Genomic DNA, 26,865 nt, shown 5'->3' with positions numbered 1-26,865 from the left:
CGAAACCGACACAGGTGGTCAGGTAGAGAATACTAAGGCGCTTGAGAGAACTCGGGTGAAGGAACTAGGCAAAATGGTACCGTAACTTCGGGAGAAGGTACGCTCTTGTCTGTTAAGCCCTTGCGGTGTAAGCAGACGGGAGTCGCAGAGAATAGGTAGCTGGAACTGTTTATTAAAAACACAGCACTGTGCAAAATCGTAAGATGACGTATACGGTGTGACGCCTGCCCGGTGCCGGAAGGTTAATTGATGGGGTTAGTCTTTGGACGAAGCTCTTGATCGAAGCCCCGGTAAACGGCGGCCGTAACTATAACGGTCCTAAGGTAGCGAAATTCCTTGTCGGGTAAGTTCCGACCTGCACGAATGGCGTAATCATGGCTACGCTGTCTCCACCCGAGACTCAGTGAAATTGAAATCGCAGTGAAGATGCTGTGTACCCGCGGCTAGACGGAAAGACCCCGTGAACCTTTACTATAGCTTGGCACTGAACATTGAACCTACATGTGTAGGATAGGTGGGAGGCTTTGAAGCAAGAACGCTAGTTCTTGTGGAGCCGTCCTTGAAATACCACCCTTGTATGTTTGATGTTCTAACGTTGGCCCCTAATCGGGGTTACGGACAGTGCCTGGTGGGTAGTTTGACTGGGGCGGTCTCCTCCCAAAGAGTAACGGAGGAGCACGAAGGTTTGCTAAGAGCGGTCGGACATCGCTCGGTTAGTGTAATGGTAGAAGCAAGCTTAACTGCGAGACAGACACGTCGAGCAGGTACGAAAGTAGGTCATAGTGATCCGGTGGTTCTGAATGGAAGGGCCATCGCTCAACGGATAAAAGGTACTCCGGGGATAACAGGCTGATACCGCCCAAGAGTTCATATCGACGGCGGTGTTTGGCACCTCGATGTCGGCTCATCACATCCTGGGGCTGAAGTCGGTCCCAAGGGTATGGCTGTTCGCCATTTAAAGTGGTACGCGAGCTGGGTTTAGAACGTCGTGAGACAGTTCGGTCCCTATCTGCCGTGGGCGTTTGAGAATTGAGAGGGGCTGCTCCTAGTACGAGAGGACCGGAGTGGACGAACCGCTGGTGTTCGGGTTGTCATGCCAATGGCATTGCCCGGTAGCTACGTTCGGAATCGATAACCGCTGAAAGCATCTAAGCGGGAAGCGAGCCTCGAGATGAGTTCTCACTTGGAGTTTAACTCCACTAAAGGGCCGTTGGAGACTACAACGTTGATAGGCAGGGTGTGGAAGCGCTGTGAGGCGTGAAGCTAACCTGTACTAATTACCCGTGAGGCTTAACCATACAACGCCAAAGTGGTTTAGTTGTTAGAAGTTAAGTATTGACTAAAGTAGACAACGACGAAGTAAAAGACATTAATATTAGCGTTCCAGATTTAGTTTACTTGCGGTAGCGAGTAGACGACCAGCTTATGCTTGGTGACAATAGCGTTGTGGACCCACCTGACCCCATGCCGAACTCAGAAGTGAAACGCAACAGCGCCGATGATAGTGTGGCAGCTGCCATGTGAAAGTAGGACATCGCCAGGCTCTAATTAAATAAAAAGGCCTCTTCGAAAGAAGAGGCCTTTTTATTTATTACGTGTTTAGGGATGTGCTACGTGAAAGTAGGGTAAAAAGTCGATTAGGGAAGCAAACAGTTTTGCTTCACCGGCTTTGAACGTCGAAGGCCTCTGGCCGCAGACCGGACATCGCGAGGCTGGGCGCCCCCGACTCTTAATTAAAGAAAGCCCGATCCGAAAGAGTCGGGCTTTTTTGTTTTATTTTTTCTAGAAAATTCAGACTAATACCATTCCGCTTAAATATCTGATCTAATATAGACCATAGAAAATCACCGACTCAATAACGTTGAACCCTAACCTATCTAAATAGCTTTTAGCGCTTGCACGGAAAGAACCAAACGCACGAAAACGCATTCGATTACTTGCGGTGTCATTATTTTATGAGGGTAATAGCAGAACCGAAATTGCAAAACGCCTTAATACAGCACGAAGTAGCGTGAATAAATGGGTTTCCAGCTTCTTAGACCATGGGCTCGAAGGCTTAGACAATAAGCCTATTCAAGGACGTCCTCCTAGATTGCAACAGTCACAACTTGAGCAACTGTCTGAATTTATTATGCGCTCAAACACCGAGCTTAAAGGTGGCCGCCTTACCGGTGAAGACATCGTGCATTACATTGACGCTGAATTTGGTGTGCATTACCACTTAAATCATGTCTATAAAATACTAAAGCAGCTTGGTTTTAGTTGGATAACAAGCCGTTCGAGGCATCCTAAACAGTCACAAGAGAACCAAGAAACTTTTAAAAAACTTCCAATTGGAAACGGTCCTTCACACACCAGGACACCTACCTCTTGAGCGTATCGACGTATGGTTTCAGGATGGAGCTCGATTTGGCCAGCAAAATCCGACTACGCGCATTTGGGCTGAAACAGGCACTCGGCCAAGGATTATAAAACAGCAACAGTTTGAGTATGGGTATTTGTTTGGTGCAGTATGTCCAGCCACAGGCCAAACGGAAGCATTAGTAAGTCCATTCGTAAACAAAGAAGCAATGACACAGCACATGCGTCAGATATCGCAAGCGACAGAAGTTGGTAGGCACGCAGTCATGATAATAGATGGTGCAGGCTGGCACACCTATGACACTGCGGCAGAATTTAGCAACCTCACGCTCATAAAGCTTCCACCTTATTCACCCGAGCTCAATCCTGCAGAACAAATATGGAGTTGGATGCGACAACACGGTTTATCCAATAGAGTGTTTTCGGGCTATGACGAGATCGTTGATGAAGTTTCAAAAGCTTGGAATCAATTTATTTCAATACCGGATCGAGTGAAGAACATGTGTAGTCGTGAATGGATAAAGTTGATTTAATCTTTATGCGGAATGGTATAAGTTAAAGCGTTTAAAAGCTGCTCTGAATAATTGTAAATATCATCAATATTATCGATAGCATACATTCAAAAATTGCTTCATAGCTTTTTTGGTAATTTCCAAAAACTGGGCCTTAACCTTTGCGGTTTGAACACCATCATAAACTTTGGATGTTAGTAGTTTAACGATATCTTCTTCAGGATCTTGAAATTGTTCATGAAGAACACGCTTTATTTGGTTTAAATACTTTAGCTCTCCAGCAGCACCGACTATAGATTCTACATCAAATGATGTTTTTGTAAGTTTCTTTACCTCAGGTACTAAATGCTCATCGATATTCTCGAGATCTAGAGTTAGGAACGGTTTTTCATCCATCTTATTGGGGGCATCTAAATCAGTGTAAAACTGGTACTGGATGCCGTTGGTTAAAATAGCAATCCGTGCATTTGTAACAGAAAAATATCTAAACAGTTGAGCAGCATGTTCACCGAGAGACTTTCTTTATATTTTTTACATTCGATAAGAATCTGGATTTCGCTATTCTTCATGAGTGCATAATCAACCTTTTCCCCTTTTTTGGTTCCGACATCAGCTGTAAACTCTGGTATAACTTCATTCGGGTCAAATACGTCATAGCCTAAAACAGTATGGAGAAATGGCATAACAAGAGCATTTTTTGTAGCTTCTTCAGTTTGTAAGCTTGTAGAAACCTGTTTTGCTTTTTGTGATAGTGCGTGCAAACGTTCAATAAAATCCGTTAGTAATCCTTATATAGCAATGTTTATTTTGAGAAAACAGCTTAATTGTTGGTGGATATTCATCCCTAATAACTAACTTATACTAGTAATTTGAATAAATCGAATTAGTCGGAGTTTTAGAAGTCGCATCAAAACTGTAGAAAAAATTCACTATACAGTTGGCTATCGACTTCACAAGCAGGAGGGCATTGACGGGATTTTTTGCAACCTAAAAATAAAAAAGCCAGCGTTAGCTGGCCCAATGGGATAAATAAATTGGTTTGAAGAGTTAGATCTTCGTTTTGTACGTAAATAGTTTATAGTCTGCAAGCGCTGGAACTTCCGCCGTTAACGTGTTTTCCTGCTCTGCTAACGCCGCAAAATTACCACATAACTTATCAGCTCGTGCTTCGATGACTTTGGCCTGTTTCTCCACTTTCTCATCAATGTTTTTGCCCATACGGTCCATTCGTTCACCAAATTCATCCATGTTTCCACCAGAGCTAATCATTTCACTACCAAGCGTAACTAAAAGGCTGCCTACAGATTGGAACATCGTACTTTGAATGGCATCCTCTAAACGTGATTCAAATTTGTCACTAAACTGATCGCCAAATTCATTAAACGTTTTTTCGCCCATAACAAAGTCATTTTGTTGATAAAAAGTGTTTTTTACTTCAACAGATAGCTCGTCCATGATTTCGTGCATGTCTTTAAGTGAATCCATATCTAACGCAGTACCCACTTCTTCCAGTGCAACCCCCGCTATTTTTACAGCATCTAGCGCTATCTCTGCCACTTTAGGTAATTCAGCTCTTAGGTTATCACTATAGCGGCTAGCAGCTTGTCGCTGAGCTGCGGTTAAATCCACTCGTTCACCTTGAACATAAACCTCACCTTTGCGAGAAATAGAGATCTTGTTGTTTGCTTTATTCTCTATCGTAATATTTTGATCTGAAATTCTGACGTCATTTTGAAATTCAACTTCACAGTTATCGCTACTGATGTTGAAGCTGTTCTCATGTGCGACAGTACTAGCGCTGATTAATAATGTTCCGATTAAAGCAATTTTTTTCATTTTTGAGTCTTCCTGTCTTTTCAGTTATGGAAGATTAATCAAATTCAATGCCAATATTTAAATTTCAATAAAAACAAATGGATAGCGTTAAATTTATAAAAGACAAGAGAGAGTTGAATACATAAATTGACTAAAAATTAGTGAAAATGGCGATTTGCTCACCATCAATAAAAATAATTTTTTAAAACGATAAAAAAGACTCACTTTTCAGAATTCAAATTAGCAGCTATTTAGACATCTGTAGACCGTTGATGTGCATGTGTGTGTTTATTGACGGGCTTCGAGCAGATATTTAACACCTATTTGGAGTGGATTGTGGGTAAAACATTTTCTTATGATGCGCTTGAAGATGAAGGTTTTGTCAGTGACGATTTAGGCGATAGTGGCCGTAATCAACAGGACAAACATAAGCGAAAAATCAAGAAAAGACTCGATGATTATCTAGAGCAAAAGCGTTTACGCAAGAACTTAGGCGAAGATGACTTTGACTATTTAGATGACGATTACTAGTTTTTAACGTGAATTTTGAAAAAGAGGCAGAAGCCTCTTTTTCACTCTTGAGATGTAATCTCAAGAAATTCATCGAGCAAGTCTTTCAGCTGTAGAGCCTTTTCGAGTGAAAAGCGGCTTTGCGCCAATAACTGTGTAGGCAAGCACTGACACTGCTCTTTGAGTGCAAATCCTTCGTCCGTTAACTGAATAATACAGCGTCGTTCGTCAGTTTGAAGGCGTTGACGCGTAATCAAACCATTCGCTTCAAGCCGCTTTAGCAGCGGTGTGAGTGTATTTGTGTTTAACTGAGCCGCTTTGCCAATTTCACCTACTAATTGCTGATCTTTTTCCCACAAAATGAGCATCACAATGTATTGTGGGTACGTCAACCCCAACGCGCTGAGAGATGGCTGATATAACCTCGTTACCGCGCGAGACGCTGCATAAAGACTAAAACATAATTGGTTTTTTAACAGCAACTTGTCTTCTTCATTGCTCACGACAATAATTTCTCGATTTCTTTTTCAATTGCATCTGGCTTCGTAGTTGGTGCAAATCGTTTTACCGGATTGCCCGAGCGGTTAACGAGAAATTTAGTAAAGTTCCACTTTATTGCACTACCAAATAGTCCAGATTGTTTTGTTTTTAAATATTGATAGAGCGGGTGTGCATCTTTACCATTTACATCTATTTTCTCCATCATAGGAAAGCTTACGCCGTAATTGATCAAACATCCTTGCTGAATGCTTTCTGGGCTACCTGGTTCTTGCTGTCCAAATTGATTGCAGGGAAAACCTAAAATCACTAAGCCTTTGTCGTGATATTTTTCATGCAGTTGTTGCAAGCCCTCATACTGTGGCGTTAAGCCGCATTTACTCGCCGTGTTGACGATGAGCACGACTTTACCTTCAAGTTGTGACAGCGGATAAGGCTGACCTTGAAGCGTGTTTGTTTGAAATTTATAAATAGATTCTGACATAGAAATAACCAAATAAATCGTGTGCGATATAATCTTGTTCGATTTTATAACTGAGGCTGATGCTTTTTCAACCTGTTTATGCGTTGTTTTGACGATTTAAATAAAGGTCAGAAATCCGGCGGCGAAGTATTTCATGCTCGCTCGGCGGGACGTGGTTGAGGTGAAGATTCAAAAATTCATGGCTTGGATAAAGTTGAAGCAGAGTTTCATTGATTAACTTAATGATTTCTTCAGATTGGGGAGTTTGTGAACAGGCGATATGTCCCGCAATGAAACTAGGGTGATTGGCAATACTGACCGATCGGATGTCCTCGTTTTTTGGCGCATGCGCGTACTGTTTAAATACGGTTGGGTAGGAAACAAGAAAATCAACACGATGTTTTTCAAACATGGCGACCATCGCTGCGTATGCATCCCCGCCTGCTCGCGTGATTAATTGCTCATCACTGAGTAACTGAAACTGGGCGTCTAATATAGGGCCATAGGATTTGCTCGCTTCTTTCGCTATTCGGGCATGAGGAAAGTGATTCATCAATCTTGGCAGGTTAATTAATTCATCTCGATGATTAAACAGTGACTCCGGGAGCACCGTTCGATTCTTAAAATAGTATAAGCGATGACTTGGATAAAGATGTATCGGGTAGCTATAGAGATGATACAAGGCGCGCTCAGTCGTCTTTATACGGTTTATTGCACAGACTGGCTCTGTGCCGCTTAAAATGGCATTAACACGCGCAATTGGCGCTATCTGTAAATCAAAATCAAGCTGTTTAAGGTGATCAAAAAGCAGCCTGTATGAATCGCTCGCGATGTCTTTAGGGCCTTCTTGGACAAATAAGAATTCATCCGCAGGATCGTCACTCAAAATGAGGATCTTGGCTTGCACAATAGAACATAAAAAGACGAATAGACTCAACAGCACGAAACGAAAATAACCCATACGACACACCTCAGCCATTTTGTTCAAGTATAGACAAACTTTCTGATTTAGCTGGGGTTAAAATGCGCGAGTAGAAAGTCAATTAAGCATTTTACCCGATAAGGCATAAAGTCTTTACGTGGATAAACAAGCCAAGAGGCATTGTCTTTAATTTGATACTCTTCAAGTAAGTAGTTGAGTTGTCCATTGGCCACATAACTACCAGCAATGTCTTGTGCCAAATGAGCAATGCCTACACTGTTCAAGCAGGCATGCAGAATAGCTTGTGGATGGTTACTTCGCCAGCGACCCGTGACTTTCACCTCAAAAGGTTCATTGTTTTCCACAAATCGCCATTTGGGGTTAATGGCGACCAAACATTCATGTTCCAACAGATCGTCAGGGTGGTTTAGCTTTGGGTGTGAGGCGATATATTCAGGAGTTGCGACAAGTGTCATCACCCGATCGGATAGCTTGCGTGCAATCAGCGAAGAATCTTGTAAACGCCCGAAGCGAATGGCCAAATCGAAGCCTTCTTCGATTAGGTCAACATTGCGATTATTAAAATCGAGCTCAATACTCACTTCTGGGTGCGCTTTCGCAAAGCGAGCTAAAACAGGACTCACCTGATTTGATACAAATTCGCCCGCTCCGGTGATGCGGATAGGCCCTTTAATTTCTTGTTGTGCACCTTGTAGCAAGGCTGTCGCGTTTTGTAGTTCAAGGGAAATCGCTTTTAATCGTTTGGCATATTCGGCTCCCGCCGCGGTGAGTTTAACGTTGCGCGTAGAGCGTTGGAATAACGCAGTCCCGAGTCTCGATTCCATTTGCTTGAGGTGGCGACTGATAAAGGATGTTGAGCAGTCTAACGCTTCCGCTGCTCGGCTTAATGTACCGTGCTCCACGATTGCGAGGAAGATTTCAATATCTTGCCACATAATACGCCTCCGATATAAAACGCCATTATAGCTGAAAAAAGCAGCCTATTATTGCACTATAGCAAAAGTGATTTATTTTATAGCTAGTGTTTAATTTATTATTGCACAGTAAACTTAATGCATCGTTTAGGATAATTGCTTTGGAGTTCACATGTTAAATTTCAGTTTTGTTAATCCGACTCAAATTCATTTCGGCAAAGATCAAATTGCTCATATCGCAAACGCGATTCCTGCAACTGCAAAAGTACTTGTGACGTACGGTGGGGGCAGTATCAAAAGTAATGGTGTGTACGATCAAGTTGTTGCAGCACTTAAAGACCATGCTTGGGGTGAGTTTTCAGGTATTGAGCCAAACCCTAGTTACCAAACCTGTATGAAAGCTGTTGAGCTTATTAAGCAAGAAGGTTATGACTTTATCTTAGCGGTTGGCGGTGGTTCGGTGATTGATGGCAGTAAGTTTATTGCCGCCGCGGCAAAATTTGCGGGAGAACCGTGGGATATTTTGGCTAAAGGTGCGCAAGTTTCAACTGCGCTGCCGCTTGGTGTTGTATTAACGTTACCAGCGACTGGCTCAGAGTCAAATAGCTTCAGTGTCGTTAGCAATTTAGACACGCACGACAAATTGCCATTTGCATCGCCTTTTGTTCAGCCGTTATTTGCCGTATTGGATCCAACCGTGATGGAATCCCTGCCAACACGCCAGTTAACGAATGGTGTTGTTGATGCGTTTGTGCACGTTATGGAGCAGTACTTAACTTACCCAGTACAAGGAAAAGTACAAGATCGTTTTGCAGAAGGCTTACTGCAAACATTGATTGAAGAAGGTCCAAAGCTGTTTGCCGATGACGTTAGCTATGAAACGCGTGCGAATGTAATGTGGGCCGCAACAATGGCACTGAATGGACTCATAGGCGCTGGAGTTCCACAAGACTGGTCAACACACATGTTGGGACATGAGATCACTGCGCTTTATGGGCTTGACCATGCACAAACGCTGGCTGTTGTACTCCCGCGCATGATGGCTGCACAAAAAGAGGCGAAGCGCGAAAAGCTGTTGCAGTATGCACAGCGTGTACTTGGTTTAGATGTCTCGAATGAAGATGTGGCTATTGAACAAGCCATTGCTGAGACAGAAAGCTTCTTCCATCGCGTACAAATGAAAACGCGCTTCGCTGATTATGGCGTAGGAGCAGAAGCGGTGGAGAAAATTACCGCGCAGCTTGAACGTCACGGCATGACGGCACTGGGTGAGCATCAAACCGTCACGTTAGATGTGAGCCAGGCTGTACTAAGTGCGTCTCTGTAACTTATAAGAAACAGTAAAACGCTGCCATTCCAAGGAGGGTGGTAGCGTAGATATTATGTGTTTTATACGCGACAGCTACCGCGACGATTGCACCGATTAAGTATGGATTCGAGTAGTGCACATTGAGTTCACCCTCAGGCAGCAACACAATAGGAACCCAAATGGCCGTTAATACCGCGGGTGCGCTAAAACTTAAAAAGCGCTGACCTTTCGGACCAATTTCAAAGGGTAAACGTTTGTGGAGAAACAGATAGCGGGTAAGAAAGGTCACCATTGCCATTAAACATAACGTATAAATCATTTCACGCTTCCTCTACTTAATCCATACCCTACACTCATGCTAAGGAGCGCAGCGAAAACCAGCCATAGCTCTAGCCCCAAAGACTTAAACCAGGTAGCACTGATGCCGGCCGTAACGACCGTTGCAAGAGTGGGCAAATTCTTGATACTTGGGATCACCAGCGCAATAAAGGTGGCGGCAATCGCGAAATCGAGGCCTAAATGGGTCAAGTCAGGTAACAGGCTTCCAGCGACAACACCGATAAAGGTCCAAATATTCCAAAAAACATAAAAGCTAAAACCAGCACTTAATGCGTATACTAATCGCGCTTTTGTTTGATACGCTCTCGGATGGTGCGAAAAAGCAAACAGCTCATCGGTGAGCACGAAGCTCCAGCGACAACACCGACAGGCAATCTCACTTTGAGTGGCTGGGCTATCGCGCTTTTGTTTGACCTTGTGGCGCACCGATAAGCCACTTTGAGTGGCTGGGCTATAGAGAAAATGACGCGCACTTATAATAAAGACCGTGATGAGCAGCGTCATAAGTGGCGTATTCTTCGCGATGAGTTCAATGGCAACCAGCTGTGCTGACCCGGCAAAAACAAGCAACGACATAAGCTGTGCTTCCCACGGCGAAAAGCCATTTTGCACTGCCAAAGAACCACATAAAATCCCCCAAGGCACAACCGCCAAATTGAGCGGTAACATATCCAATTGGCCTTTCCAAAAAGCCAAGTAATTTGCTTTACGCTGTCGACTCATTTTATACCCTCTTTATCCCAGTTATGGGAGAATGGCATAGTGCTTGTGATAGGCTCAAGCTGTTTAGGATAAAAATAGAGGTTCTAATGACAAAAGTATGGGATGGATTTATCCGTGGGTTTCATTGGTTGTTAGTCACGGGAATTGTGGTGCTTTACGTGAGCGGCGAACAAGAGTGGATGGATTTGCATTTTGTCACAGGTTATCTGCTTTTAGCATTATTCGTCGCGCGACTCATTTGGGGCGTGGTGGGGAGTGATACAGCAAAAATTGCGAATTTATTTCATGGTCCGAGTGCGGTTAAACAAGCCTTGAAACATGAGGATAAACGTTATGGTCACAATGCGGCGGGCAGTTACATGGTGCTGCTGTTTTTTGCTTTAATCGCTGTTCAGCTAATCACGGGTTTGATGTCGACAGACGACATTATGATGGAAGGGCCGCTGGTTGCAATGGTACCAAGTAGTTGGGTTGAATTCGCAAGTGATGTCCATCACCTTAACATCAATTTGCTTATTGCAGCGATTGCCCTACATGTTTTGGCAATTGTCGTTTATCGCTTGCGCGGCAAAAACTTAGTAAAAACGCTTGTGACAGGTAGAACAACCAAAGAGCAAACCATTGCAGCGGAACCCAAGATGCGAGCGGGCATCGTTGGTTACGTCATTTTTGGTGTGTTAAGTGCTGTGTTGATGGCGACTTGGGGCAGTGCACCACTCAGCGCCCTGTTGAATTAGTTTAATATACGTGAATTAGAAAAGGCACCAATGGGTGCCTTTTCTAAATAGGATAACCACAAAAGCGGTTTATTTCTGCTTCAACCAAACTGCCGCTTGTTTCGCAAAATACGTCAAAATACCATCTGCGCCAGCGCGCTTGAATGCCAATAGAGATTCCATTACACAGGCTTCTTCGGCAAGCCAACCATTGTCGATAGCCGCTTTATGCATGGCGTATTCACCGCTAACTTGATACGCAAATGTTGGTACTCCGAATTCATCTTTAACACGGCGAACAATATCTAAATACGGCATACCCGGTTTGACCATCACCATGTCGGCACCTTCTTGGAGATCTAGCGCGACTTCACGAATGGCTTCATCTGAATTGGCCGGGTCCATTTGGTAGGTCTTTTTATCTGCGCCTTTGAGATTGCCCGCTGAGCCGACCGCATCACGGAATGGACCGTAGTAGCTAGACGCATACTTTGCCGAGTAAGCCATAATACGCGTGTGAATGTGGCCTTCAGCTTCAAGTGCTTCTCGGATTGCGCCAATTCGACCATCCATCATATCCGATGGAGCAACGACATCGGCACCTGCTTCAGCGTGAGAAAGCGCTTGCTTAACTAATATTTCAGTGGTGACGTCGTTGATGACATAACCAGTCTCGTCGATAATGCCGTCTTGTCCATGTACTGTAAATGGGTCAAGTGCCACGTCTGTGATCACCCCTAATGAGGGGCACGCTTGTTTTACAGCACGCACAGCACGCTGTGCTAACCCGTCCGGATTGTACGCTTCTTCCGCTAAAAGTGATTTTTTGTCAGCCGGAGTGACAGGGAAAAGTGCAATAGCGGGAATACCGAGCTCAACTAGTTCCTTCGCTTCTTCAACCAATAAGTCGATTGAAATACGTTCTACGCCAGGCATTGAGGCAACTGCTTCACGTTGATTTTCACCGTCAAGGATGAACATCGGATAAATTAGGTCATTCACGCTAAGTTGATTTTCACGCATTAAACGACGTGAAAAATCATCACGGCGCATACGGCGCATGCGAGTATATGGGAATAAATCTAGGCCTGATTGAGCCATCATCGCTTCTCCTCTTCGTTGCGATAAATAACAACCCGATTGCGACCTTGTTGCTTGGCTGAATACAAGGCTTTGTCTGCGAGGTCGGTAAATAGCGTCGGGTTGTGAATATCAGTTGCAATGGCGCTGTAAATCCCTGCACTGATGGTAAAGTCGATAGTGAGTTCGCCAATAGTTAATGCGAAGTTTGCTACATGAGATCGAATTTGTTCTGCCAGTTCATTTGCACCTTCCTCTGGCGTATTAGGAAGTAGTAACACGAATTCTTCACCGCCATAGCGAAACACTTCATCAAAAGGTCGCTGAAGTGCACCTTTTAGTAAATCGGCAATGGCGCATATTGCTTGGTCGCCAACCAAGTGACCGAATCGGTCGTTGATTGATTTAAAATGATCAATGTCGAGCATTACGACACTTAAAACCGATTGTTCACGTCGAGAGCGACGTACTTCCATCACAAGGCGTTTATCAAAATAACGACGGTTTTTCACTTTAGTGAGCGCATCTTCCATGTTTAATTTTTCGAGCTCTCGATTCTTTTCTTCCAGTTCACGTAGCGTCACTTGGAGCTCAAAGGTACGTTCATCTATGCGAGTCTCAAGTTCTTCACTGGCTTGTTCTTGCAGTTTCAAACGCTCTTTCAAAAGAGCGTCTTCTGCTTGGCTTGCTGCTATTCTTTGTTGTTGGGCTTGGATTGTGCTGTCTCGCATTGCCACGTATTGCTGAGTCAACATATAGCTGACAAACATACTAATAAACAGTGCACAAAGGTACACGATTGGGTGGTCCAGCCAAGCGTGAGTCATCACGCCAAGCGCTTGTAGAAACTGGTAGAGCAATGAGAATAGCAGTAATAAACAACTGCCACTGATTGCCACGCGGTAGCGAAAACCCAGATGGATGCCAACAGCGGTGAGTGCTAGGTAGCCACAGGTCAACACGAGACTGACAATATAGCTGCACATGACGGCAAGGCCAATAGGGAGTGTGCTTAGTAATAACAAGCAGATAGCACCAATAATTCCCATGATCTCTAAAGCACGTTTTGCGACGTGGATCATGTGTTGCTTGCCTATGGTATGCCATATCAAAGGGGTAAACAGTAGGGTGGACAACAAGACCAAATGCGCTTGCCCATACTGTTGTAACCACTGCCATTCAGAGTAGAGGTAGCGATAACTAAAGCCGTAAATATGGATGACCAACATCCAAAACGCGGCAATAAGTGCAGCACCTGTAATGAAATAGGGCTGACGTGAAAAGTAGTACAGCACGCAATTTGTGAAAACCATGGCGAGCATAAATCCTGCAAGCACGCCATACACTAAGTTAAAACGACTTTTGTACTTTAAGTATTCGATTTGAGTCCACAAACTGAGTGAAAACGTCAAGGGGCCATCATGGTCTAATTGAATGTAAATATTTTTATCGACATTGGGATCAAGATGCAGCGGGATTAGTTGCGACTCGTGGCGAATAGGCCTTTTGAACAGTGGGATCTTATCACCCAAAGCGAGGGTCTGTAGCGCGCTATTTTGTTGTTGAATATAAACGGTGATTTTGTCCAATAAGTTGTTGTTAACACTTAACAGTAAATCTTGCGCTGTCATACCGTGATTGGCAATGTTGACCCTCAACCACAAAGGTCTGGAGACGAGTCCAAGGTTAAGCAAGCCGCCCTCGTGACGTTGCCACGCAGCTTTATCCAGCAGGCGAATATCTGAGACGTCATCGAACGTATATTCAAAATCAATGCTTTGCAACTGCGTAAATTGTGTATCTAGGCTAACATCAGCTCGACTAGGTAGAGCACATAAACATAACCAAATCAGCAGTATCCATTTGTTCACGTTACACAACCCCAAACAATTTTATGAAGTTGTCGTAACAGTGCTTTTTGAGGTCATCAAGCGAGATGTTTTTGAGCAAAGCGACCTGTTTTGCGACTTCAATGAGATACGCAGGTTCATTACGACGACTTTTAGGTTTTGGCGTTAATGTGCGAGGTATTAAAAAAGGAGCATCTGTTTCCAGCAACATTCTATCATTTGGGATCAAGGGAACTTGAGCTTGTAGCGCTTGCCCACGACGTTCATCACACACCCAGCCAGTGATCCCGATGTATAAACCTAAATCCAAATAACGTTCCAAAGCGTGCTGATCGCCCGTAAAACAGTGTAAGACGCCACGTACATTGTGCTCTTTCAATATGGCCAATAACGTTTCGGATGCGTCGCGGTCATGCAGATAAACAGGAAGGTCTAGCTTCTCGGCTAACGCTAACTGTTCCGACAAGACCCGTTGTTGTATAGGACGAGGGGAAAAATCTCGATTAAAGTCGAGACCGCACTCGCCAACCGCCAAGCACTGTGGTGCTTTTAGCAAAGATTCAAGGACGTCGAGATAATGCGCTGATACGGATTTAGCATCATGAGGATGCACGCCCGCTGTGCAATGAAGTTGGTACTGCTGTGCAAACTCAAGCGCCGTTCTGCTTGAGTCTTCATCGCAGCCAACCAGTAGCATGTCGTGTACATCCGCCTGTTTTGCTCGGGCGATTACGTCCGCAACGTCATCAGCAAATTGATGGTTGCTAAGATTGACCGCAATATCGACCCAAGTTATTGGCATGGTATGCTCACTTATTCATTGTTGTCTGCAGGCTGATTGAAGCATTTCTCCAGCCTATTCTTCTTGTTGTGTCGGTTTAGTGTAAAACGCCGCCAAGATTAAACCAAGCTCAAAAAGTAATAACATAGGGACTGCGAGCAAGGTTTGTGACAAGACGTCAGGTGGCGTTAAAAACATTGCGACAACAAACGCACCGACGACGATGTACGGACGCTTTTCACGAAGGCTTTGTGCGGTTGTTGCACCAGACCAACACAGCAGCATAATGGCCACAGGGATTTCAAAAGCGAGACCAAACGCAAAAAACATTTTTAACGCGAAATCGAGATAACTGCTAATGTCTGGAGACAGCGTCATCATCTCCGGGCCAACGCTTGTGAAAAACCCAAGAATGATCGGTAAAACCATGAAGTAACAAAAGGCAATGCCACCATAAAATAACAACACACTTGCCGCCAAAATGGGCATCAACATGCGCTTTTCGTGCTGGTACAAGCCTGGCGCGATAAAGCTCCAAAGCTGATGCAAAATAAAGGGGATAGCCAAAAATAGAGAGACGAATAGCGTGAGTTTAAATGGTGCAAAGAATGGCGCGGTCACGTCGGTTGCGATCATCGTTGCATTGCTCGGCAGTTTAGCGACCAAAGGATCTGCCACAAAGGCATAGATATCATTGGCAAAGTAAGCAAGTGCTAAAAACACGACCAAAATACTAAAGAGCGCGCGCATAAGGCGATCGCGCAATTCGACAAGGTGGGCAATAAACCCAGATTGAGTTGTTTCTGACATGCTCACAGCTCGGTTAATTATTCTTTCGGGGCATCGGGGCTTTTTTGGTAGCTGTGTCGAACGGACTCGGCTGCTTTTTGAAGCTCCGCGACCGATTGCTGAATTTCAGGCGCTAGATTTTCCATACCCTGTTGTTCCGCTTTTTTCAGGTTGCTGTGCAATTCGTGAATACGAAGCTCTTCATTCACTTCAGCGGTCACCGCGTTAGCGTATGTCTTAACAGTGCGGACCCATTTCATTACTGTTCGAATGGCCACCGGTAAACGCTCTGGGCCCAGTACAACTAAGCCCACAACAAACACAACCACTAACTCCCAAAAACCCATTTCAGCTTAAGCCTTATCTTTTTCTTTTTGCGCTTCAGCCGATGTGGTCGCTTGGTTATCTTTGAGTTGAGCTGTTGGTTCATCTTTTGTCGGAGTTTCGTCTTCCGAAATGGCCTTTTTGAACCCTTTCACAGCACTACCTAAATCGTTGCCAATACCGCGTAATTTTTTCGTTCCGAACAACAATACAATTATTGCTAAAACGATAAGTAATTGCCAAATGCTGATTCCGCCGATACCCATAAAAACTCCAATTCGGTAAACGTTCTATTGAGGCGAATTATACGCCGCTTGTGTAAAATATCATCTTGTTTGTGGATTAGTGGCTTGATTTTCGCCACGCAACCCAAAAACTGACCATGCCTGCCAGCCCAAACGACCCTGCAAGTAGATTTGCCCCTTGAAAGTAACTCAATAATGACCCCATGAACCCTGTCATTGCTAGTAAACCAAGCAGAAGAGGTTTTACCGGTGTGATGGTGGTCATGTTTGCACTCGCTGGTGGACGTTTTAAGTTTTGATAAACCAGATCAGGCAATTCCGGCATTTTTTCGGCCCAGAATGGCAAATTAGCATATAATTTTTTTATGACAGCTAATGGACCAACTTGCTCTTGCACCCAATTTTCTAGAAATGGTTTCGCTGTTTTCCATAAATCCAATTGAGGATAGAGCTGTCTACCTAATCCTTCCACGTACAACAGCGTTTTTTGCAACAACACGAGTTGAGGTTGCACTTCCATATTGAAACGACGTGCGGTGTTAAACAAATTGACCAGAACGTGTCCAAACGAAATCTCCGCTAAGGGCTTGTTGAAAATTGGCTCACAGACAGTACGAATGGCAAATTCAAACTCTTCCACATTCGTGTCGTGTGGTACCCAGCCCGAGTCCACGTGAAGCTGCGCGACTTGGCGATAATCGCGATTAAAAAAGGCGATAAAGTTTTCCGCGAGATAGCGTTTATCTTCACGGTTCAATGTACCCACAATACCGCAATCAATGCCAATGTATTGGGGATTATGTGGATTCTCACGTGACACGAAAATGTTTCCAGGGTGCATATCTGCATGGAAAAAGCTGTCTCTAAATACCTGAGTAAAAAAGACTTCCACGCCGCGTTCCGCCAGCAATTTCATGTTTGTGCCTTGCTCAAGCAATGCATCGGTATCTGAGACAGGGATACCGTAAATTCGTTCCATGACCAACACATTTTTTCGTGAATAGTCACTGTAGACTTCCGGGATGTAGAGGGCTTCTGATTTTGTGAAATTACGGCGTAATTGCAGGGCATTTGCTGCTTCACGCATCAGGTCCAATTCATCGAGTAACGTTTTGCGGTACTCTTTGACGACTTCAACCGGTCTCAAGCGTTTGCCTTCACTGAACCAGCTAGCCAAATAGCGCGCGAAACGCTCCATAAGCGCCAAGTCAGCAAGGATTTGTGCTTCGATATTCGGGCGGATCACCTTAATGACCACATCCAAGGCTTGTCCATCGTGTTTTAATGTCGCGGTATGAACTTGTGCAATTGAGGCCGATGCCAATGGGGTGCTGTCAAAATTGTCAAATAGTTCGCTGACATCCTCAATCCCAAGCGCGTGTTCAATCAAGGCTTTTGCCGCATCACCCGGAAAGGGCTCGACTTTATCTTGTAAAAAAGCAAGCTCTCTGGCGATGTCGTCTGGCAATAAATCGCGGCGAGTTGACAGCATTTGCCCAAATTTAATCCAAACAGGCCCCAAGGTTTGAAGAGCAAGACGCAGACGCAGACCCAGAGATTTCTCGGTATGACGATTCGTTAGCCAAAATGCACTGCCACGAGCGCACTTTGCTAAAAACGGTTTCTTGTTGTCCGGAACGAATTCATCCAGCCCATATTGCAAAAACGTTTTCGTGATTTGATATAAGCGCGACGCAGACAAAGGTTACTCCTTGGTCGATAGCAGGGTATTAATACGTTGTTCTAAGCTATCTACTTGCTGTTTGAGCTGTCGAGTGTGTTCGGTAAATTGAACGAGTTCGAGAGGATGAATCGCTACTTTTAGTTCATCTTGGCACAGTTGGGTCAGGATTTGACGCAGTGATCCTGCCTGTTTTAGACCCTGATTTTTGGTGCTCACCATGAAATCATAAAGTTGCTGTGCAGGTGCATCACCCAAGTAGTTTGAGAAATGTTCAGCCCAGTCGATGTCCATGCTACCAAACGCTTTACTGAACGCCTGTGCAAGATGGATATCGCCGTCTAAATCTAGTTCATTCTGACGGATTAATTGCGTCAGTAGGCTGGGATCTTGGAGACGGGTTAAGGTGTTGAAGTCCGCACTAACCCAGCAATCACCTTTCTCTTCAATGCCCATAAAGACATGAAATTGAGTCCCGGTATAAACCAACCCAATTTGCTGTTGCCAGTCGCGGATGTGCACAACCAAGACTCGATGTTTCACCGCATTGAGCTGTTCGCCAATGGTCGGCGACAGCTTCAGAATTTGATTGAGGGCGCGTTCGGCAACCGCCCCAAAAAAGGTCGGTAGCATAACGTGATCAGTATTTGAAACCGCGGTGCAGTGCCACAATGCCGCCCGTCATGTTTTGGTAAGTGACTTGTTCAAAACCGGCATCGTTCATCATACTCTTCAGTGTTTCCTGGTCGGGATGCATGCGAATGGACTCTGCAAGATAACGATACGATTCACTGTCATTTGCAACCAATTGGCCCATTGTCGGCAAAATGTTGAAAGAGTAAAAATCGTATGCTTTAGATAATGCTTCGTGCTGTGGTTTTGAAAACTCAAGCACTAGTAAGCGACCGCCTGGTTTCAACACGCGGAACATGGAGCGCAATGCTTTGTCTTTATCTGTCACATTGCGAAGGCCAAAGGCGATAGTAATGACGTCGAAGGTGTTGTCAGGGAATGGCAGGGCTTCTGCATTCATTTGAACGTATTCGATGTTACTGACCAAGCCTCGGTTACGGAGCTTTTCGCGGCCAACTTTAAGCATTGAATCGTTGATGTCACCAAGTACAACTTTACCCGTGTCTCCGACCAGTTCACTAAACTTCGCCGTCAGATCGCCAGTGCCACCCGCTAAATCCAACACGGAATGACCTTGCCGCACTCCTGAGCAAGCAATCGTTTGACGCTTCCAGAGACGATGGATCCCCATCGACATCATGTCGTTCATAATGTCATATTTTGCAGCGACGGAATGGAATACGTTTGCAACCAATCCTGCTTTGTCGTTCGCGGCAACGGTTTGATATCCGAAGTGTGTCGTCTCTGTTTGCTTGTCTGTCATGGCAGTATCTTAACTATGTGACCGAGTTTGGTCATAGTGTACTTGATTGTAAGGCGCTGGTGCAATTGATGTTGTGTCTTGGTTTGATGGGTATCAAACCAAGACTAGGTGTTAGTCACTGATATAACAAGATTGTCCAAGTGAAACAGCTTTGTGTGCAGCGTAAGATGCCTGTTTTGCAAGCCCATTGAAATCTTGAGTTGCTTGGTGTTTGGCAATACCCAGTGACAACTTTATGGTTGGTAGGTTGATGGCATTTTTAGAGCTAACAAACTTGAGCTTTTCAACCCCATTACGGACTTTCTCTGCAATAATATTAGCCGTTTCTGGCTCGAGATCGGCAAGTAATACCGTGAACTCATTATTGCCAGTTCGACCAGGAAGGCCACTGTCTTTCACGTACTTATGTATTTGTTTAGCGACTTTGTTCAAAACCACTTCGCCGACAGTCTCCCCATAATGTTGGGTGAAGTCGTCCAAATTCTCAACGTGAATAGCGATTGCACAAAGCGCTTTTTCTTGGTTTATCCAAAGCTGAGTTTGTTGATTTAAGTAGTGGCGCTTATACAACCCCGTATGCGGGTCAATCATATGTTGCTTACGCAATTCATTGAGTTGACGCAGAGTTTTTTGGTGTAGCGCCTTTGCTTTGCCTAACTCTGTTTTAAACTGACGGTGCTCTTCAAGCAGCGAAGCGGTATGTTGATTGAGCTCAAACAGAGCACGTTTGGTTTTTTGGATATTGTGTTCATCTAAACTGTGCACACATTGACTGATTTGTTCTGCGAATTGTGCAACGTTTCGCTCAGAGCGATCGGCTTGATTGGAAAGAGAAGTAATTACCGAGTCCACGTTTTTTAACATGGCGGTTTCTTGTTTGTGCCCTGGATTCAAATGTTCAAAATAAAGATGCTCTAGATAGACACTATCGATTTTTTCATTTTTCACCAAAGCGCGGTCAATCACTTGATTGAGCTGCGGAATACTTTTACCAACATAGGTATAGGCGACATGATAATTCAATGGCGTAGGGGGCAACTGATGCTGTTCTAAAAACAGACATACCCGAGTCATTTTGTCTTGCGCAACGGCCATGGGATCATGGAACATCATTTGAATTACTGCAACCTATTTACAAAATATCAACAAATAAACATTGAAAACGACTTTGTAGCATCCTGCTTTGGATCAGAAAAAGTTTGTACCTTATTTCTTACACCCTCAGTAACTGTGCATTTCCGAGCACAGTGTTCGATACCATAATCGGTATTTTCGGTATTTAAAAGCAAAATAATTCTATTTGAAATAGAAAATTTACATATTCGCGATTATCCGCTGAAAAACTCAGCAATTTTTCGTAATTTGTCGTAAATTTAATCGCTAAACTAACGCGTCTGGTCGAATTTTCTTGCACCGTGGCTTTGCACTTAGCTATGGTGCATCTATTCCTTTTGAGTGAGATGTTTTCCGTGAAGTATATTCTGAAACCACTGAGTGCGGCGTTTTTCGCCTTATCATTGGGCGCTTGTCAATTAACTGGCTCTGATAATAACCAACAATTTACGCAAATAGCAGAGCAAGTTTTGCAATTTCGCACCCAGATTGATCCTTATCAACGAGATGATAAAAATGCCGAATACCTGCTACCAAATCTCAGTGCAGAGTATCTTGCGTCGGAAAATGCCAAGCGTGAAATGTTCATTGCACAACTTGATGCAATCGATCAGAAGCAGTTAAGTGAAGAGAATCAAATCAACCTGACGATTTTGCGAGATCAAATCCAAAATAATATAGATGAGTACCATTTTCACAGTCATTACATGCCATTGACCTCTGAATATGGCTTCCACTCATCGTTGTCTTTTATGATTAATTCACATGACTTTAGTAAAAAGTCGGGCTATGAGTTATATCTGAAACGATTAGCGCAAATTCCACGTTATTTCGAGCAAAACATAGGTTGGATGCGAGAAGGGATGAAAGTAGGATTAACACAACCTAAAGCGGTGCTAGAAGGTTATGAAGATTCTATTACGGCATATATCGTTGAAGACATAACAAAATCAGAATTTTATAAGCCGTTATTGAAAAATAACACGTCACTTTCGGAAGCGGAATTTGCAGAGTTACAGTCCCAAGCTCAAGCGATTTTGGCTAACCAAGTCATTCCCTCGTATCAGCACTATTTAACCTTTTTTACCGAGGAGTACCGTCCTGCCGCTCGTGACGAGATTGGCTTGTCCTCGACACCTAACGGTGAAGCGTATTACGCGAATCGCGCGCGCTACTACACCACGACAGCTATGACGCCAAAAGAAATTCATGAGTTGGGTCTGCAAGAAGTCGCGCGGATTCGTGCTGAAATGGAAGCCATCATCGATAAAGTGGGTTTTAAAGGCTCCTTTGCCGATTTTGTAACGTTCTTGCGTACAGACCCTCAATTTTACGCCAAGACACCAGAAGCGCTTTTGAAAGAGGCATCGTTTATTGCGAAGAAAATCGATGCTCAGCTGCCAAAGTTATTCCACACATTACCTCGACGCCCTTACGGTGTTGCGCCTGTGCCTGCGAGTATCGCGCCTAAATACACCACGGGACGTTACGCAGGCGCGAGCAAAGATACTGAGGCCGGTTACTATTGGGTTAACACGTATGCGTTGGACAAACGTCCACTTTATGTATTAGAAGCATTGACGTTACACGAAGCGGTGCCAGGCCACCATTTACAGATTTCTCTGAATGAAGAGTTAGACTATCTTCCTGAGTATCGCCGCAATTCTTATATTTCGGCCTTTGGGGAAGGTTGGGGACTCTACTCTGAATATTTAGGAACGGAAGTTGGATTCTATCAAGATCCTTACAGCCAGTTCGGTCGATTGACGTATGAAATGTGGCGTGCAGCACGTTTGGTTGTAGATACCGGAATGCACATGTATGGATGGAGTCGTGAGCGAGCGATGAATTTCATGAAAGACAACACCGCGTTGTCACTGCATAACATTAAAACGGAAACGGATCGTTATATTTCGTGGCCAGCCCAAGCGCTGTCGTACAAGATTGGAGAATTAACCATTAAACGTTTGCGTAAAGAAGCGGAAGAAGCATTAGGCGATTCGTTTGATATTCGTGAATTCCACCACCAGATATTACGCCATGGTTCCGTGCCTTTGTTTGTGCTTGAACAACAAGTGCGCGCATACATTCAAAAAGCGAAGGCAGCATCGAACGCTTAGTCGCGGTGAATGACACAAAATAGAAAGGCAGCGTTCGCTGCCTTTTTCATCTATTTTCTCGTTGCTAACTTACTGAATTAAACTTAACAACAATTGAGAGAAATCATCTTTATTCTGCACACTTGAGGCGTTAAGGATCAGTTGTTGGCCGACGAAGAGTGCTTGTGCTTGCGCAGCAAGACGTTTGTTTTCGTCTTCAATGCCGTCGATGTCCGAAACATGAGCCAGTCCGATGGTACGACGTACCAGCTCGGTACCACAATATCCAACCGCGTCTTGTAAAACCTTGACTAAGAAGCTTTCCACGTAGCCTTCCGTTTGTAAAGCCAGATCGCGCGTCTTTGTGTGAGCCAAATGCGTAAACTGTTGTTCAAAATCAGACAACGTTGTTTGGATTGTGGACAGCAAGTAAGTGTGCACATCGCGTCGTTTTGGCAAGGTGCTGATCCGGCCATTTTGAGCCACAAAATTCAGCAGTAAATTGCCAATAAACGATCCTAAGTCGAAGCCAATAGGACCGAAGAAACCAAATTCAGGATCGATCAGTTTCGTCGTATTTTCATCGACAAAAATGCTACCACTGTGCACGTCACCATGTAATAACGCCTGAGGTGACGAGAAAAACGTTGCTTTGAGTTTTGCTACGGCAAGTTTGAGTGCAAGATTCGCTTGCAGCTTAGTGACGTCGGGTGCAAGCGCTGGAGGGTAGTTATTGCGTTCGCATGGGCGATAGGGGTCATCAAAAAATAAGTCTTCTGTAATTGAGCACAATTCAGGATTGGTAAATTCCATCACCAGCGCTTTTTTTTCTGCGGGTGTTAAATAAAAATCTGAATAATAAAATGCCGTTGTTGCTAAGTAGGTAGCAACATCGTGACCAAGATTTGGAAAGGTTTTTCCTTGATTCAGTTCACCGCGCAAAATGGCCAAGTGGCCTAAATCTTCAAGAATCGTCACGGCTAACGTGTCGTTTTGATGTAGAACTTTAACGGTATGTGCTTCACACACCGCTCCGTGTTTTAACAACACGTTCGCTTCAATGCGCGCTCTATCAAGGGTAAGTGGCCAGCTTTCACCGACGCAGCGAGCGTAAGGAAGTGCTTGCTTCAAAATAATGCTGTTGTTTGAGTTATCAGCAATACGAAAGACAAGATTTAAATTTCCGTCCCCAAACTCATAGCAGTTTAAAACCGCATCATCAGCGAAGAACCCACCTAATTGTTGAACATATTCAAGCGCTTTTGCGCTATCGAAGGCGATGTATTCGTTCATGATTGCCACCTCAAGAAATAAACTGAATATAGCATTCTATATTTTTATACGTTTGGATGTCTACACATCTTGCTATCTTTAGGTAAAATGGCAATAAGCGAAACAGTATTGAGGAATTGTTATGAAAACATTGGTTGCGCGAAGCCTGAAATACCAAGCGGGTGTAGTGAGCGTTTTGGACCAGTATTTACTGCCACATCAAACGACTTGGCACATCTGTCAATCGGTTGAAGACATGGCCGAGCTAATCCTCACGTTAAAGGTGCGCGGTGCGCCACTAATCGGTTTGGCTGCAGCTTTGTTGGTCGCTTATTTGGCTGAGCAAGGTGCTGACAAAGAGACGTTGGCTAAAGCAATTGACGAGTTAGAAGCGACGCGACCTACAGCCGTTAATTTAATGCATTGCATGGCGAAGTTGCGCATTGCCTTACAACAACCCCAGTGGGTTGAAGCGGTTGTGAAAACTTCGGAATCGTTATTCGAAGAAGACATTGCGCTTTGCGAGCGTATGGCAAACTTTGGTGCAGAACTTGTCTCAGCGGGAGATAACCTTCTTACTCATTGCAACACCGGCGCATTGGCAACTGCTGGAATTGGCACGGCACTAGGTGTGATTCATCAAGCGCATGCTGCAGGGAAAAACATTCATGTATGGGTTGATGAAACCCGACCTTTGCTACAAGGAGGCCGGCTAACGGCGTATGAACTCTCTTGTTGGGATATTCCCTACACCCTGATCTGCGACAATATGGCCGCCAGTCTGATGTCCGCAGGTAAAGTCGACAAAATCTTTGTTGGGGCTGACCGTATTGCGGCAAATGGAGACTTTGCTAACAAAGTGGGTACCTATAATCTGGCGGTGCTTGCAAAACATCACAACATTCCATTTTACGTTGTTGCGCCAGTAACGACGCTAGATATTGCTTGCCCAAATGGTCAGGCAATTCCAATCGAAGAACGTAATCCGTTAGAAGTAACAGGAGTGAGTGGCAGTTTTGGTCAATGCCAATGGGCACCAACTAATGCTAAAGTGTTTAATCCGGCTTTTGATGTAACACCGGCTGAGCTGGTGACTGGCTGGGTGTTGGATTCGGGCGTATATGGCAAAGAGGCGGTATCACAAGGGGCTCTTTTGGCATTGAATTGATGTGATGAGTTCGGCAATGTCAGACGGGCGAACTCACCACAAAACGCGGCTTACAGCTTAGTCGAGCAACGGAAATTCACCGGCAATGGTGGACTCCGTTGCCTTCGCGACCCAGCCTTCTGGGTTGTTGAATAGACGAATAGCGGTAAATTCAGGATCAGAACCCATATCAAACCAATGTGGTGTGAGCGCAGGCACGGCAATTAAATCACCTTGTTGACATAAAACTTGAATCACTTCGTCTGCAATGTGCAAACAAAATAGCCCTTGGCCTTTTACAAAAAAGCGGACTTCATCTTCTCCATGGGTATGTTCAAACAAGAACTTTTGACGAAGTTGCGCAGCATCCGGGTTGCCTTTAGCAAGAGAGATCACATCGACCGTTTGGTATCCACCATCGGCCTGAAGACGAGCAATGTCATCGCGATATGCCGCTAAAATCTCAGCCTGCGCCATTTCAGGTGTGATAGCTGTTGTGGCTTGCCACTGTTCAAAACGTACGCCTTTCGTTGCAAGCGTGGTCGTAATGACGTGTGCGTCGTTGCTGCTCAATGTGTTATTTTTTGGGTCGATTGCGTTGAAGATAGTCAGTTTGTTCATGCCAATAACTCGCTATTAAATTGTTCAAAATGCGCTATTTTGGGGTGTGCAGGGCTGGTGGCTTGGTTATCGCGCCACAATTGCACCGTTCTCATGCCCGCTTTCTTGGCTGCGTCCAACTCTTCCACTACGTCGCTTAAAAAGAGAATCTCAGCTGCCTCAACAGGAAGGGCATCGATGATATTGCGGTAAGATTGCGGGTCTTTTTTCCCACCGACGTTTGTATCGAAGTAGTCGTTAAACAGCGGACGAATGTCGCCAAAATCTGAATGGGCAAAGAGCAAGTGTTGCGCTTTCACGGATCCAGACGAATAGACGTAGAGTGCGAGGCCAGCTTGATGTTGGGCGCTTAAAAACGCCATTGCATCGGGATAAAGATGACCTTTAAAGTCGCCTTGTTCGTAACCCGTTTGCCAAATTAGCCCCTGTAATTGCTTTAACGGCGTGATTTTCTTGTCTTCTTTAATCCATGTTAAGAGCGCTTGGATCACTTCATCAATGGATGCTTGAGGTGAGCTAATTTCTTCACGAACGGCACGAATTTGCTCTGCCACGAAGGTATCGTCTTGATGTGCTTCAACGAAAGACGGTAAATGAGCCGCCGCATACGGAAATAGGATGTCTTTGACAAAGGTTATGCGTGTTATCGTACCTTCGATGTCTGTTAAAATTGCTTTTATCATTTAATGCCCTCTAGTTTTAATCGCTCGAGTTCGCAGGCAAACAAAAATTCGAGCCCTTCAATGTGTCGGCGCGTTTCAAACACGCTATCACCCATTGCGTACAAGCCGTGTCCGCGGATCAGTACGCCATGCACAATAGGTGTTGTTTCATGGTGCTGAGCAATAAGCTCGGCCAAACGGGGAATATCTTGGTCATTATCAAAAATGGCAATATTCAGAGGTTCAAGATGAGTTGTTACGCCAGAAAGGGATTTTTGCATTTCATACCCGGAAACGGAAAAAGCATCACCTTGAAAAAATCGAGACAGTACCGTCGCCGCAACAGAATGTGTGTGTAAAATACATTGGGTGCTTGGTCTCAACGCATAAAGTTTCAAATGCAATGCCGTTTCAGCTGAGGGTTTTCCCTCACCGGTGACAATGTTTCCATTGTCGTCTAATTCCAAAAAATGGTGAGTGTCGAGCTTACCTTTATCATGGCCACTGGCGGTGACCACGAAACCGCTTTGTGTACGCATCGAAAAGTTTCCGCCCGTTGCCGGTACCCAACCTTTATCGGCGACCCAATGGCCCGCGTCAATCAGTTCCGCTTTTGCAGCATCGTTGTGCATCTTGTGTTACCTTTGCGTTAGGCCATCCATTAGTTTTAGACGGCTATACATCCAATTGATGCAATGATAG

The 26,865-nt window shown here is 44.5% G+C and carries 29 protein-coding genes and 2 rRNA genes (1 of these 31 cut by a window edge); 8 read left to right on the top strand and 23 right to left on the bottom strand.

Going from position 1 to position 26,865, the window contains the following annotated elements; all coding sequences use genetic code 11:
* The 3 genes from NI389_RS09360 to NI389_RS09350 form a co-directional block, all read left to right on the top strand.
* Positions 1 to 1,298, top strand: a 23S ribosomal RNA gene (locus NI389_RS09360); it begins 1,586 nt to the left of the window's first position.
* Positions 1,299 to 1,428: 130 nt separating this feature from the next.
* Positions 1,429 to 1,543, top strand: a 5S ribosomal RNA gene (gene rrf, locus NI389_RS09355).
* 384 nt (positions 1,544 to 1,927) lie between these two features.
* Positions 1,928 to 2,894, top strand: a protein-coding gene (locus tag NI389_RS09350) for an IS630 family transposase (RefSeq protein ID WP_372588627.1) whose coding sequence is annotated in 2 segments (ribosomal slippage) — positions 1,928 to 2,326 and positions 2,328 to 2,894 — 966 coding nt in all. Because the reading frame shifts where the segments join, the coding sequence is not laid out codon by codon here.
* Between the two features lie 69 nt (positions 2,895 to 2,963).
* On the opposite strand, the gene NI389_RS09345 is transcribed toward NI389_RS09350, so the two are convergent.
* The 3 genes from NI389_RS09345 to NI389_RS09335 form a co-directional block, all read right to left on the bottom strand.
* Positions 2,964 to 3,269: a hypothetical protein gene (locus NI389_RS09345; RefSeq protein WP_308359494.1), complete on the bottom strand. Its 306-nt coding sequence runs from the start codon at positions 3,267 to 3,269 to the stop codon at positions 2,964 to 2,966.
* A gap of 50 nt (positions 3,270 to 3,319) precedes the next feature.
* Positions 3,320 to 3,634 carry a hypothetical protein gene (locus NI389_RS09340; RefSeq protein WP_308359493.1) on the bottom strand — a complete coding sequence of 105 codons (315 nt, stop codon included), beginning with the start codon at positions 3,632 to 3,634 and terminating at the stop codon, positions 3,320 to 3,322.
* A gap of 286 nt (positions 3,635 to 3,920) precedes the next feature.
* Positions 3,921 to 4,709 carry a YggN family protein gene (locus NI389_RS09335; RefSeq protein WP_308359491.1) on the bottom strand — a complete coding sequence of 263 codons (789 nt, stop codon included), beginning with the start codon at positions 4,707 to 4,709 and terminating at the stop codon, positions 3,921 to 3,923.
* Between the two features lie 315 nt (positions 4,710 to 5,024).
* Between NI389_RS09335 and NI389_RS09330 the strand changes: the two genes are divergently transcribed.
* Positions 5,025 to 5,219, top strand: coding sequence for a PA3496 family putative envelope integrity protein (locus tag NI389_RS09330; RefSeq protein WP_208841803.1), 195 nt, complete (start codon positions 5,025 to 5,027; stop codon positions 5,217 to 5,219).
* A gap of 41 nt (positions 5,220 to 5,260) precedes the next feature.
* Here NI389_RS09330 and NI389_RS09325 read toward each other — a convergent pair whose 3' ends face one another.
* The 4 genes from NI389_RS09325 to NI389_RS09310 all read right to left on the bottom strand — a co-directional run bounded on the left by NI389_RS09325 (position 5,261) and on the right by NI389_RS09310 (position 8,037).
* Positions 5,261 to 5,701, bottom strand: coding sequence for a MarR family winged helix-turn-helix transcriptional regulator (locus tag NI389_RS09325; RefSeq protein ID WP_308359489.1), 441 nt, complete (start codon positions 5,699 to 5,701; stop codon positions 5,261 to 5,263).
* A complete protein-coding gene (locus tag NI389_RS09320; RefSeq protein WP_308359487.1) occupies positions 5,698 to 6,180 on the bottom strand; it encodes a glutathione peroxidase in 483 nt (160 codons plus the stop codon). Before NI389_RS09320 ends, NI389_RS09325 begins: the two co-directional genes overlap by 4 nt.
* Positions 6,181 to 6,256: 76 nt before the next feature.
* Positions 6,257 to 7,120, bottom strand: a complete 864-nt coding sequence (locus NI389_RS09315) for a hypothetical protein (RefSeq protein WP_308359485.1) — start codon at positions 7,118 to 7,120, stop codon at positions 6,257 to 6,259.
* 47 nt (positions 7,121 to 7,167) lie between these two features.
* Positions 7,168 to 8,037 carry a LysR family transcriptional regulator gene (locus NI389_RS09310; protein WP_308359483.1) on the bottom strand — a complete coding sequence of 290 codons (870 nt, stop codon included), beginning with the start codon at positions 8,035 to 8,037 and terminating at the stop codon, positions 7,168 to 7,170.
* Positions 8,038 to 8,188: 151 nt separating this feature from the next.
* Between NI389_RS09310 and NI389_RS09305 the strand changes: the two genes are divergently transcribed.
* The gene (locus tag NI389_RS09305) at positions 8,189 to 9,343 is read left to right on the top strand and encodes an iron-containing alcohol dehydrogenase (RefSeq protein WP_308359481.1); all 1,155 of its coding nucleotides are present in this window, start codon (positions 8,189 to 8,191) and stop codon (positions 9,341 to 9,343) included.
* A gap of 1 nt (position 9,344) precedes the next feature.
* Here NI389_RS09305 and NI389_RS09300 read toward each other — a convergent pair whose 3' ends face one another.
* Entirely contained in the window at positions 9,345 to 9,644 is a 300-nt protein-coding gene (locus tag NI389_RS09300; RefSeq protein ID WP_208841797.1) for an AzlD domain-containing protein, read from the bottom strand.
* Positions 9,641 to 10,387 carry an AzlC family ABC transporter permease gene (locus NI389_RS09295; RefSeq protein ID WP_308359479.1) on the bottom strand — a complete coding sequence of 249 codons (747 nt, stop codon included), beginning with the start codon at positions 10,385 to 10,387 and terminating at the stop codon, positions 9,641 to 9,643. Before NI389_RS09295 ends, NI389_RS09300 begins: the two co-directional genes overlap by 4 nt.
* A gap of 86 nt (positions 10,388 to 10,473) precedes the next feature.
* On the opposite strand from NI389_RS09295, the gene NI389_RS09290 reads away from it, so the two are divergent.
* Positions 10,474 to 11,124 (top strand): cytochrome b/b6 domain-containing protein, encoded by a 651-nt coding sequence (locus tag NI389_RS09290; protein WP_308359477.1) that lies wholly within the window; start codon positions 10,474 to 10,476, stop codon positions 11,122 to 11,124.
* 69 nt (positions 11,125 to 11,193) lie between these two features.
* Here the strand turns inward: NI389_RS09290 and hemB are convergent, their stop codons facing one another.
* The 10 genes from hemB to NI389_RS09240 all read right to left on the bottom strand — a co-directional run bounded on the left by hemB (position 11,194) and on the right by NI389_RS09240 (position 20,362).
* Positions 11,194 to 12,204 (bottom strand): porphobilinogen synthase, encoded by a 1,011-nt coding sequence (gene hemB / locus NI389_RS09285; protein ID WP_308362536.1) that lies wholly within the window; start codon positions 12,202 to 12,204, stop codon positions 11,194 to 11,196.
* A complete protein-coding gene (locus tag NI389_RS09280; protein ID WP_308359476.1) occupies positions 12,204 to 14,054 on the bottom strand; it encodes a sensor domain-containing diguanylate cyclase in 1,851 nt (616 codons plus the stop codon). The genes hemB and NI389_RS09280 overlap by 1 nt, the downstream gene beginning before the upstream one ends.
* A gap of 1 nt (position 14,055) precedes the next feature.
* Positions 14,056 to 14,835 (bottom strand): TatD family hydrolase, encoded by a 780-nt coding sequence (locus tag NI389_RS09275; RefSeq protein ID WP_308359475.1) that lies wholly within the window; start codon positions 14,833 to 14,835, stop codon positions 14,056 to 14,058.
* A 54-nt stretch (positions 14,836 to 14,889) separates the two neighbouring features.
* Positions 14,890 to 15,624, bottom strand: coding sequence for a twin-arginine translocase subunit TatC (tatC, locus tag NI389_RS09270; RefSeq protein WP_308359474.1), 735 nt, complete (start codon positions 15,622 to 15,624; stop codon positions 14,890 to 14,892).
* Positions 15,625 to 15,641: 17 nt separating this feature from the next.
* A complete protein-coding gene (gene tatB / locus NI389_RS09265; RefSeq protein WP_308359473.1) occupies positions 15,642 to 15,950 on the bottom strand; it encodes a Sec-independent protein translocase protein TatB in 309 nt (102 codons plus the stop codon).
* Between the two features lie 6 nt (positions 15,951 to 15,956).
* On the bottom strand, positions 15,957 to 16,193 hold the full coding sequence (gene tatA / locus NI389_RS09260; RefSeq protein ID WP_308359472.1) for a Sec-independent protein translocase subunit TatA: 237 nt from the start codon (positions 16,191 to 16,193) through the stop codon (positions 15,957 to 15,959).
* 76 nt (positions 16,194 to 16,269) lie between these two features.
* The gene (ubiB, locus tag NI389_RS09255; RefSeq protein WP_308359470.1) at positions 16,270 to 17,874 is read right to left on the bottom strand and encodes a ubiquinone biosynthesis regulatory protein kinase UbiB; all 1,605 of its coding nucleotides are present in this window, start codon (positions 17,872 to 17,874) and stop codon (positions 16,270 to 16,272) included.
* Between the two features lie 3 nt (positions 17,875 to 17,877).
* Positions 17,878 to 18,486: a ubiquinone biosynthesis accessory factor UbiJ gene (locus NI389_RS09250; protein WP_308359468.1), complete on the bottom strand. Its 609-nt coding sequence runs from the start codon at positions 18,484 to 18,486 to the stop codon at positions 17,878 to 17,880.
* 7 nt (positions 18,487 to 18,493) lie between these two features.
* The gene (gene ubiE, locus NI389_RS09245) at positions 18,494 to 19,249 is read right to left on the bottom strand and encodes a bifunctional demethylmenaquinone methyltransferase/2-methoxy-6-polyprenyl-1,4-benzoquinol methylase UbiE (protein ID WP_308359466.1); all 756 of its coding nucleotides are present in this window, start codon (positions 19,247 to 19,249) and stop codon (positions 18,494 to 18,496) included.
* A 111-nt stretch (positions 19,250 to 19,360) separates the two neighbouring features.
* Positions 19,361 to 20,362, bottom strand: a complete 1,002-nt coding sequence (locus NI389_RS09240; protein WP_308359465.1) for a GGDEF domain-containing protein — start codon at positions 20,360 to 20,362, stop codon at positions 19,361 to 19,363.
* Between the two features lie 347 nt (positions 20,363 to 20,709).
* Between NI389_RS09240 and NI389_RS09235 the strand changes: the two genes are divergently transcribed.
* Entirely contained in the window at positions 20,710 to 22,482 is a 1,773-nt protein-coding gene (locus NI389_RS09235) for a DUF885 domain-containing protein (protein WP_308359464.1), read from the top strand.
* Between the two features lie 69 nt (positions 22,483 to 22,551).
* On the opposite strand, the gene mtnK is transcribed toward NI389_RS09235, so the two are convergent.
* On the bottom strand, positions 22,552 to 23,754 hold the full coding sequence (gene mtnK / locus NI389_RS09230; RefSeq protein WP_308359462.1) for an S-methyl-5-thioribose kinase: 1,203 nt from the start codon (positions 23,752 to 23,754) through the stop codon (positions 22,552 to 22,554).
* 121 nt (positions 23,755 to 23,875) lie between these two features.
* Between mtnK and mtnA the strand changes: the two genes are divergently transcribed.
* Positions 23,876 to 24,901, top strand: a complete 1,026-nt coding sequence (gene mtnA, locus NI389_RS09225; RefSeq protein WP_308359461.1) for an S-methyl-5-thioribose-1-phosphate isomerase — start codon at positions 23,876 to 23,878, stop codon at positions 24,899 to 24,901.
* 57 nt (positions 24,902 to 24,958) lie between these two features.
* Here the strand turns inward: mtnA and NI389_RS09220 are convergent, their stop codons facing one another.
* From NI389_RS09220 to NI389_RS09210, 3 genes are read right to left on the bottom strand one after another with little or no spacing between them, the layout of a single operon-like run.
* Positions 24,959 to 25,501, bottom strand: a complete 543-nt coding sequence (locus NI389_RS09220) for a 1,2-dihydroxy-3-keto-5-methylthiopentene dioxygenase (RefSeq protein ID WP_308359459.1) — start codon at positions 25,499 to 25,501, stop codon at positions 24,959 to 24,961.
* Positions 25,498 to 26,184, bottom strand: coding sequence for an acireductone synthase (mtnC, locus tag NI389_RS09215; RefSeq protein WP_308359457.1), 687 nt, complete (start codon positions 26,182 to 26,184; stop codon positions 25,498 to 25,500). Before mtnC ends, NI389_RS09220 begins: the two co-directional genes overlap by 4 nt.
* Positions 26,181 to 26,795 carry a methylthioribulose 1-phosphate dehydratase gene (locus tag NI389_RS09210; protein ID WP_308359455.1) on the bottom strand — a complete coding sequence of 205 codons (615 nt, stop codon included), beginning with the start codon at positions 26,793 to 26,795 and terminating at the stop codon, positions 26,181 to 26,183. Before NI389_RS09210 ends, mtnC begins: the two co-directional genes overlap by 4 nt.
* Positions 26,796 to 26,865: the final 70 nt, after the last annotated feature.

The organism is Pseudoalteromonas xiamenensis (genome assembly GCF_030994125.1).
GTDB lineage: Bacteria > Pseudomonadota > Gammaproteobacteria > Enterobacterales > Alteromonadaceae > Pseudoalteromonas > Pseudoalteromonas xiamenensis_B.
Note: the sequence above shows the minus strand (reverse complement) of the source record. Positions and strands in the feature narration are given on the sequence as shown.

What these genes read in the sequence shown, in the direction of transcription:
- NI389_RS09345 (WP_308359494.1), bottom strand. Translation starts at nt 3,269, where the DNA reads ATGGATGAAAAACCGTTCCTAACTCTAGATCTCGAGAATATCGATGAG.
- NI389_RS09335 (WP_308359491.1), bottom strand. Translation starts at nt 4,709, where the DNA reads ATGAAAAAAATTGCTTTAATCGGAACATTATTAATCAGCGCTAGTACT.
- NI389_RS09320 (WP_308359487.1), bottom strand. Translation starts at nt 6,180, where the DNA reads ATGTCAGAATCTATTTATAAATTTCAAACAAACACGCTTCAAGGTCAG.
- NI389_RS09315 (WP_308359485.1), bottom strand. Translation starts at nt 7,120, where the DNA reads ATGGGTTATTTTCGTTTCGTGCTGTTGAGTCTATTCGTCTTTTTATGT.
- NI389_RS09310 (WP_308359483.1), bottom strand. Translation starts at nt 8,037, where the DNA reads ATGTGGCAAGATATTGAAATCTTCCTCGCAATCGTGGAGCACGGTACA.
- NI389_RS09305 (WP_308359481.1), top strand. Translation starts at nt 8,189, where the DNA reads ATGTTAAATTTCAGTTTTGTTAATCCGACTCAAATTCATTTCGGCAAA.
- NI389_RS09300 (WP_208841797.1), bottom strand. Translation starts at nt 9,644, where the DNA reads ATGATTTATACGTTATGTTTAATGGCAATGGTGACCTTTCTTACCCGC.
- NI389_RS09295 (WP_308359479.1), bottom strand. Translation starts at nt 10,387, where the DNA reads ATGAGTCGACAGCGTAAAGCAAATTACTTGGCTTTTTGGAAAGGCCAA.
- NI389_RS09290 (WP_308359477.1), top strand. Translation starts at nt 10,474, where the DNA reads ATGACAAAAGTATGGGATGGATTTATCCGTGGGTTTCATTGGTTGTTA.
- hemB (WP_308362536.1), bottom strand. Translation starts at nt 12,204, where the DNA reads ATGGCTCAATCAGGCCTAGATTTATTCCCATATACTCGCATGCGCCGT.
- NI389_RS09275 (WP_308359475.1), bottom strand. Translation starts at nt 14,835, where the DNA reads ATGCCAATAACTTGGGTCGATATTGCGGTCAATCTTAGCAACCATCAA.
- tatC (WP_308359474.1), bottom strand. Translation starts at nt 15,624, where the DNA reads ATGTCAGAAACAACTCAATCTGGGTTTATTGCCCACCTTGTCGAATTG.
- tatB (WP_308359473.1), bottom strand. Translation starts at nt 15,950, where the DNA reads ATGGGTTTTTGGGAGTTAGTGGTTGTGTTTGTTGTGGGCTTAGTTGTA.
- tatA (WP_308359472.1), bottom strand. Translation starts at nt 16,193, where the DNA reads ATGGGTATCGGCGGAATCAGCATTTGGCAATTACTTATCGTTTTAGCA.
- NI389_RS09250 (WP_308359468.1), bottom strand. Translation starts at nt 18,486, where the DNA reads ATGCTACCGACCTTTTTTGGGGCGGTTGCCGAACGCGCCCTCAATCAA.
- ubiE (WP_308359466.1), bottom strand. Translation starts at nt 19,249, where the DNA reads ATGACAGACAAGCAAACAGAGACGACACACTTCGGATATCAAACCGTT.
- NI389_RS09240 (WP_308359465.1), bottom strand. Translation starts at nt 20,362, where the DNA reads ATGATGTTCCATGATCCCATGGCCGTTGCGCAAGACAAAATGACTCGG.
- NI389_RS09235 (WP_308359464.1), top strand. Translation starts at nt 20,710, where the DNA reads ATGTTTTCCGTGAAGTATATTCTGAAACCACTGAGTGCGGCGTTTTTC.
- mtnK (WP_308359462.1), bottom strand. Translation starts at nt 23,754, where the DNA reads ATGAACGAATACATCGCCTTCGATAGCGCAAAAGCGCTTGAATATGTT.
- mtnA (WP_308359461.1), top strand. Translation starts at nt 23,876, where the DNA reads ATGAAAACATTGGTTGCGCGAAGCCTGAAATACCAAGCGGGTGTAGTG.
- NI389_RS09220 (WP_308359459.1), bottom strand. Translation starts at nt 25,501, where the DNA reads ATGAACAAACTGACTATCTTCAACGCAATCGACCCAAAAAATAACACA.
- mtnC (WP_308359457.1), bottom strand. Translation starts at nt 26,184, where the DNA reads ATGATAAAAGCAATTTTAACAGACATCGAAGGTACGATAACACGCATA.
- NI389_RS09210 (WP_308359455.1), bottom strand. Translation starts at nt 26,795, where the DNA reads ATGCACAACGATGCTGCAAAAGCGGAACTGATTGACGCGGGCCATTGG.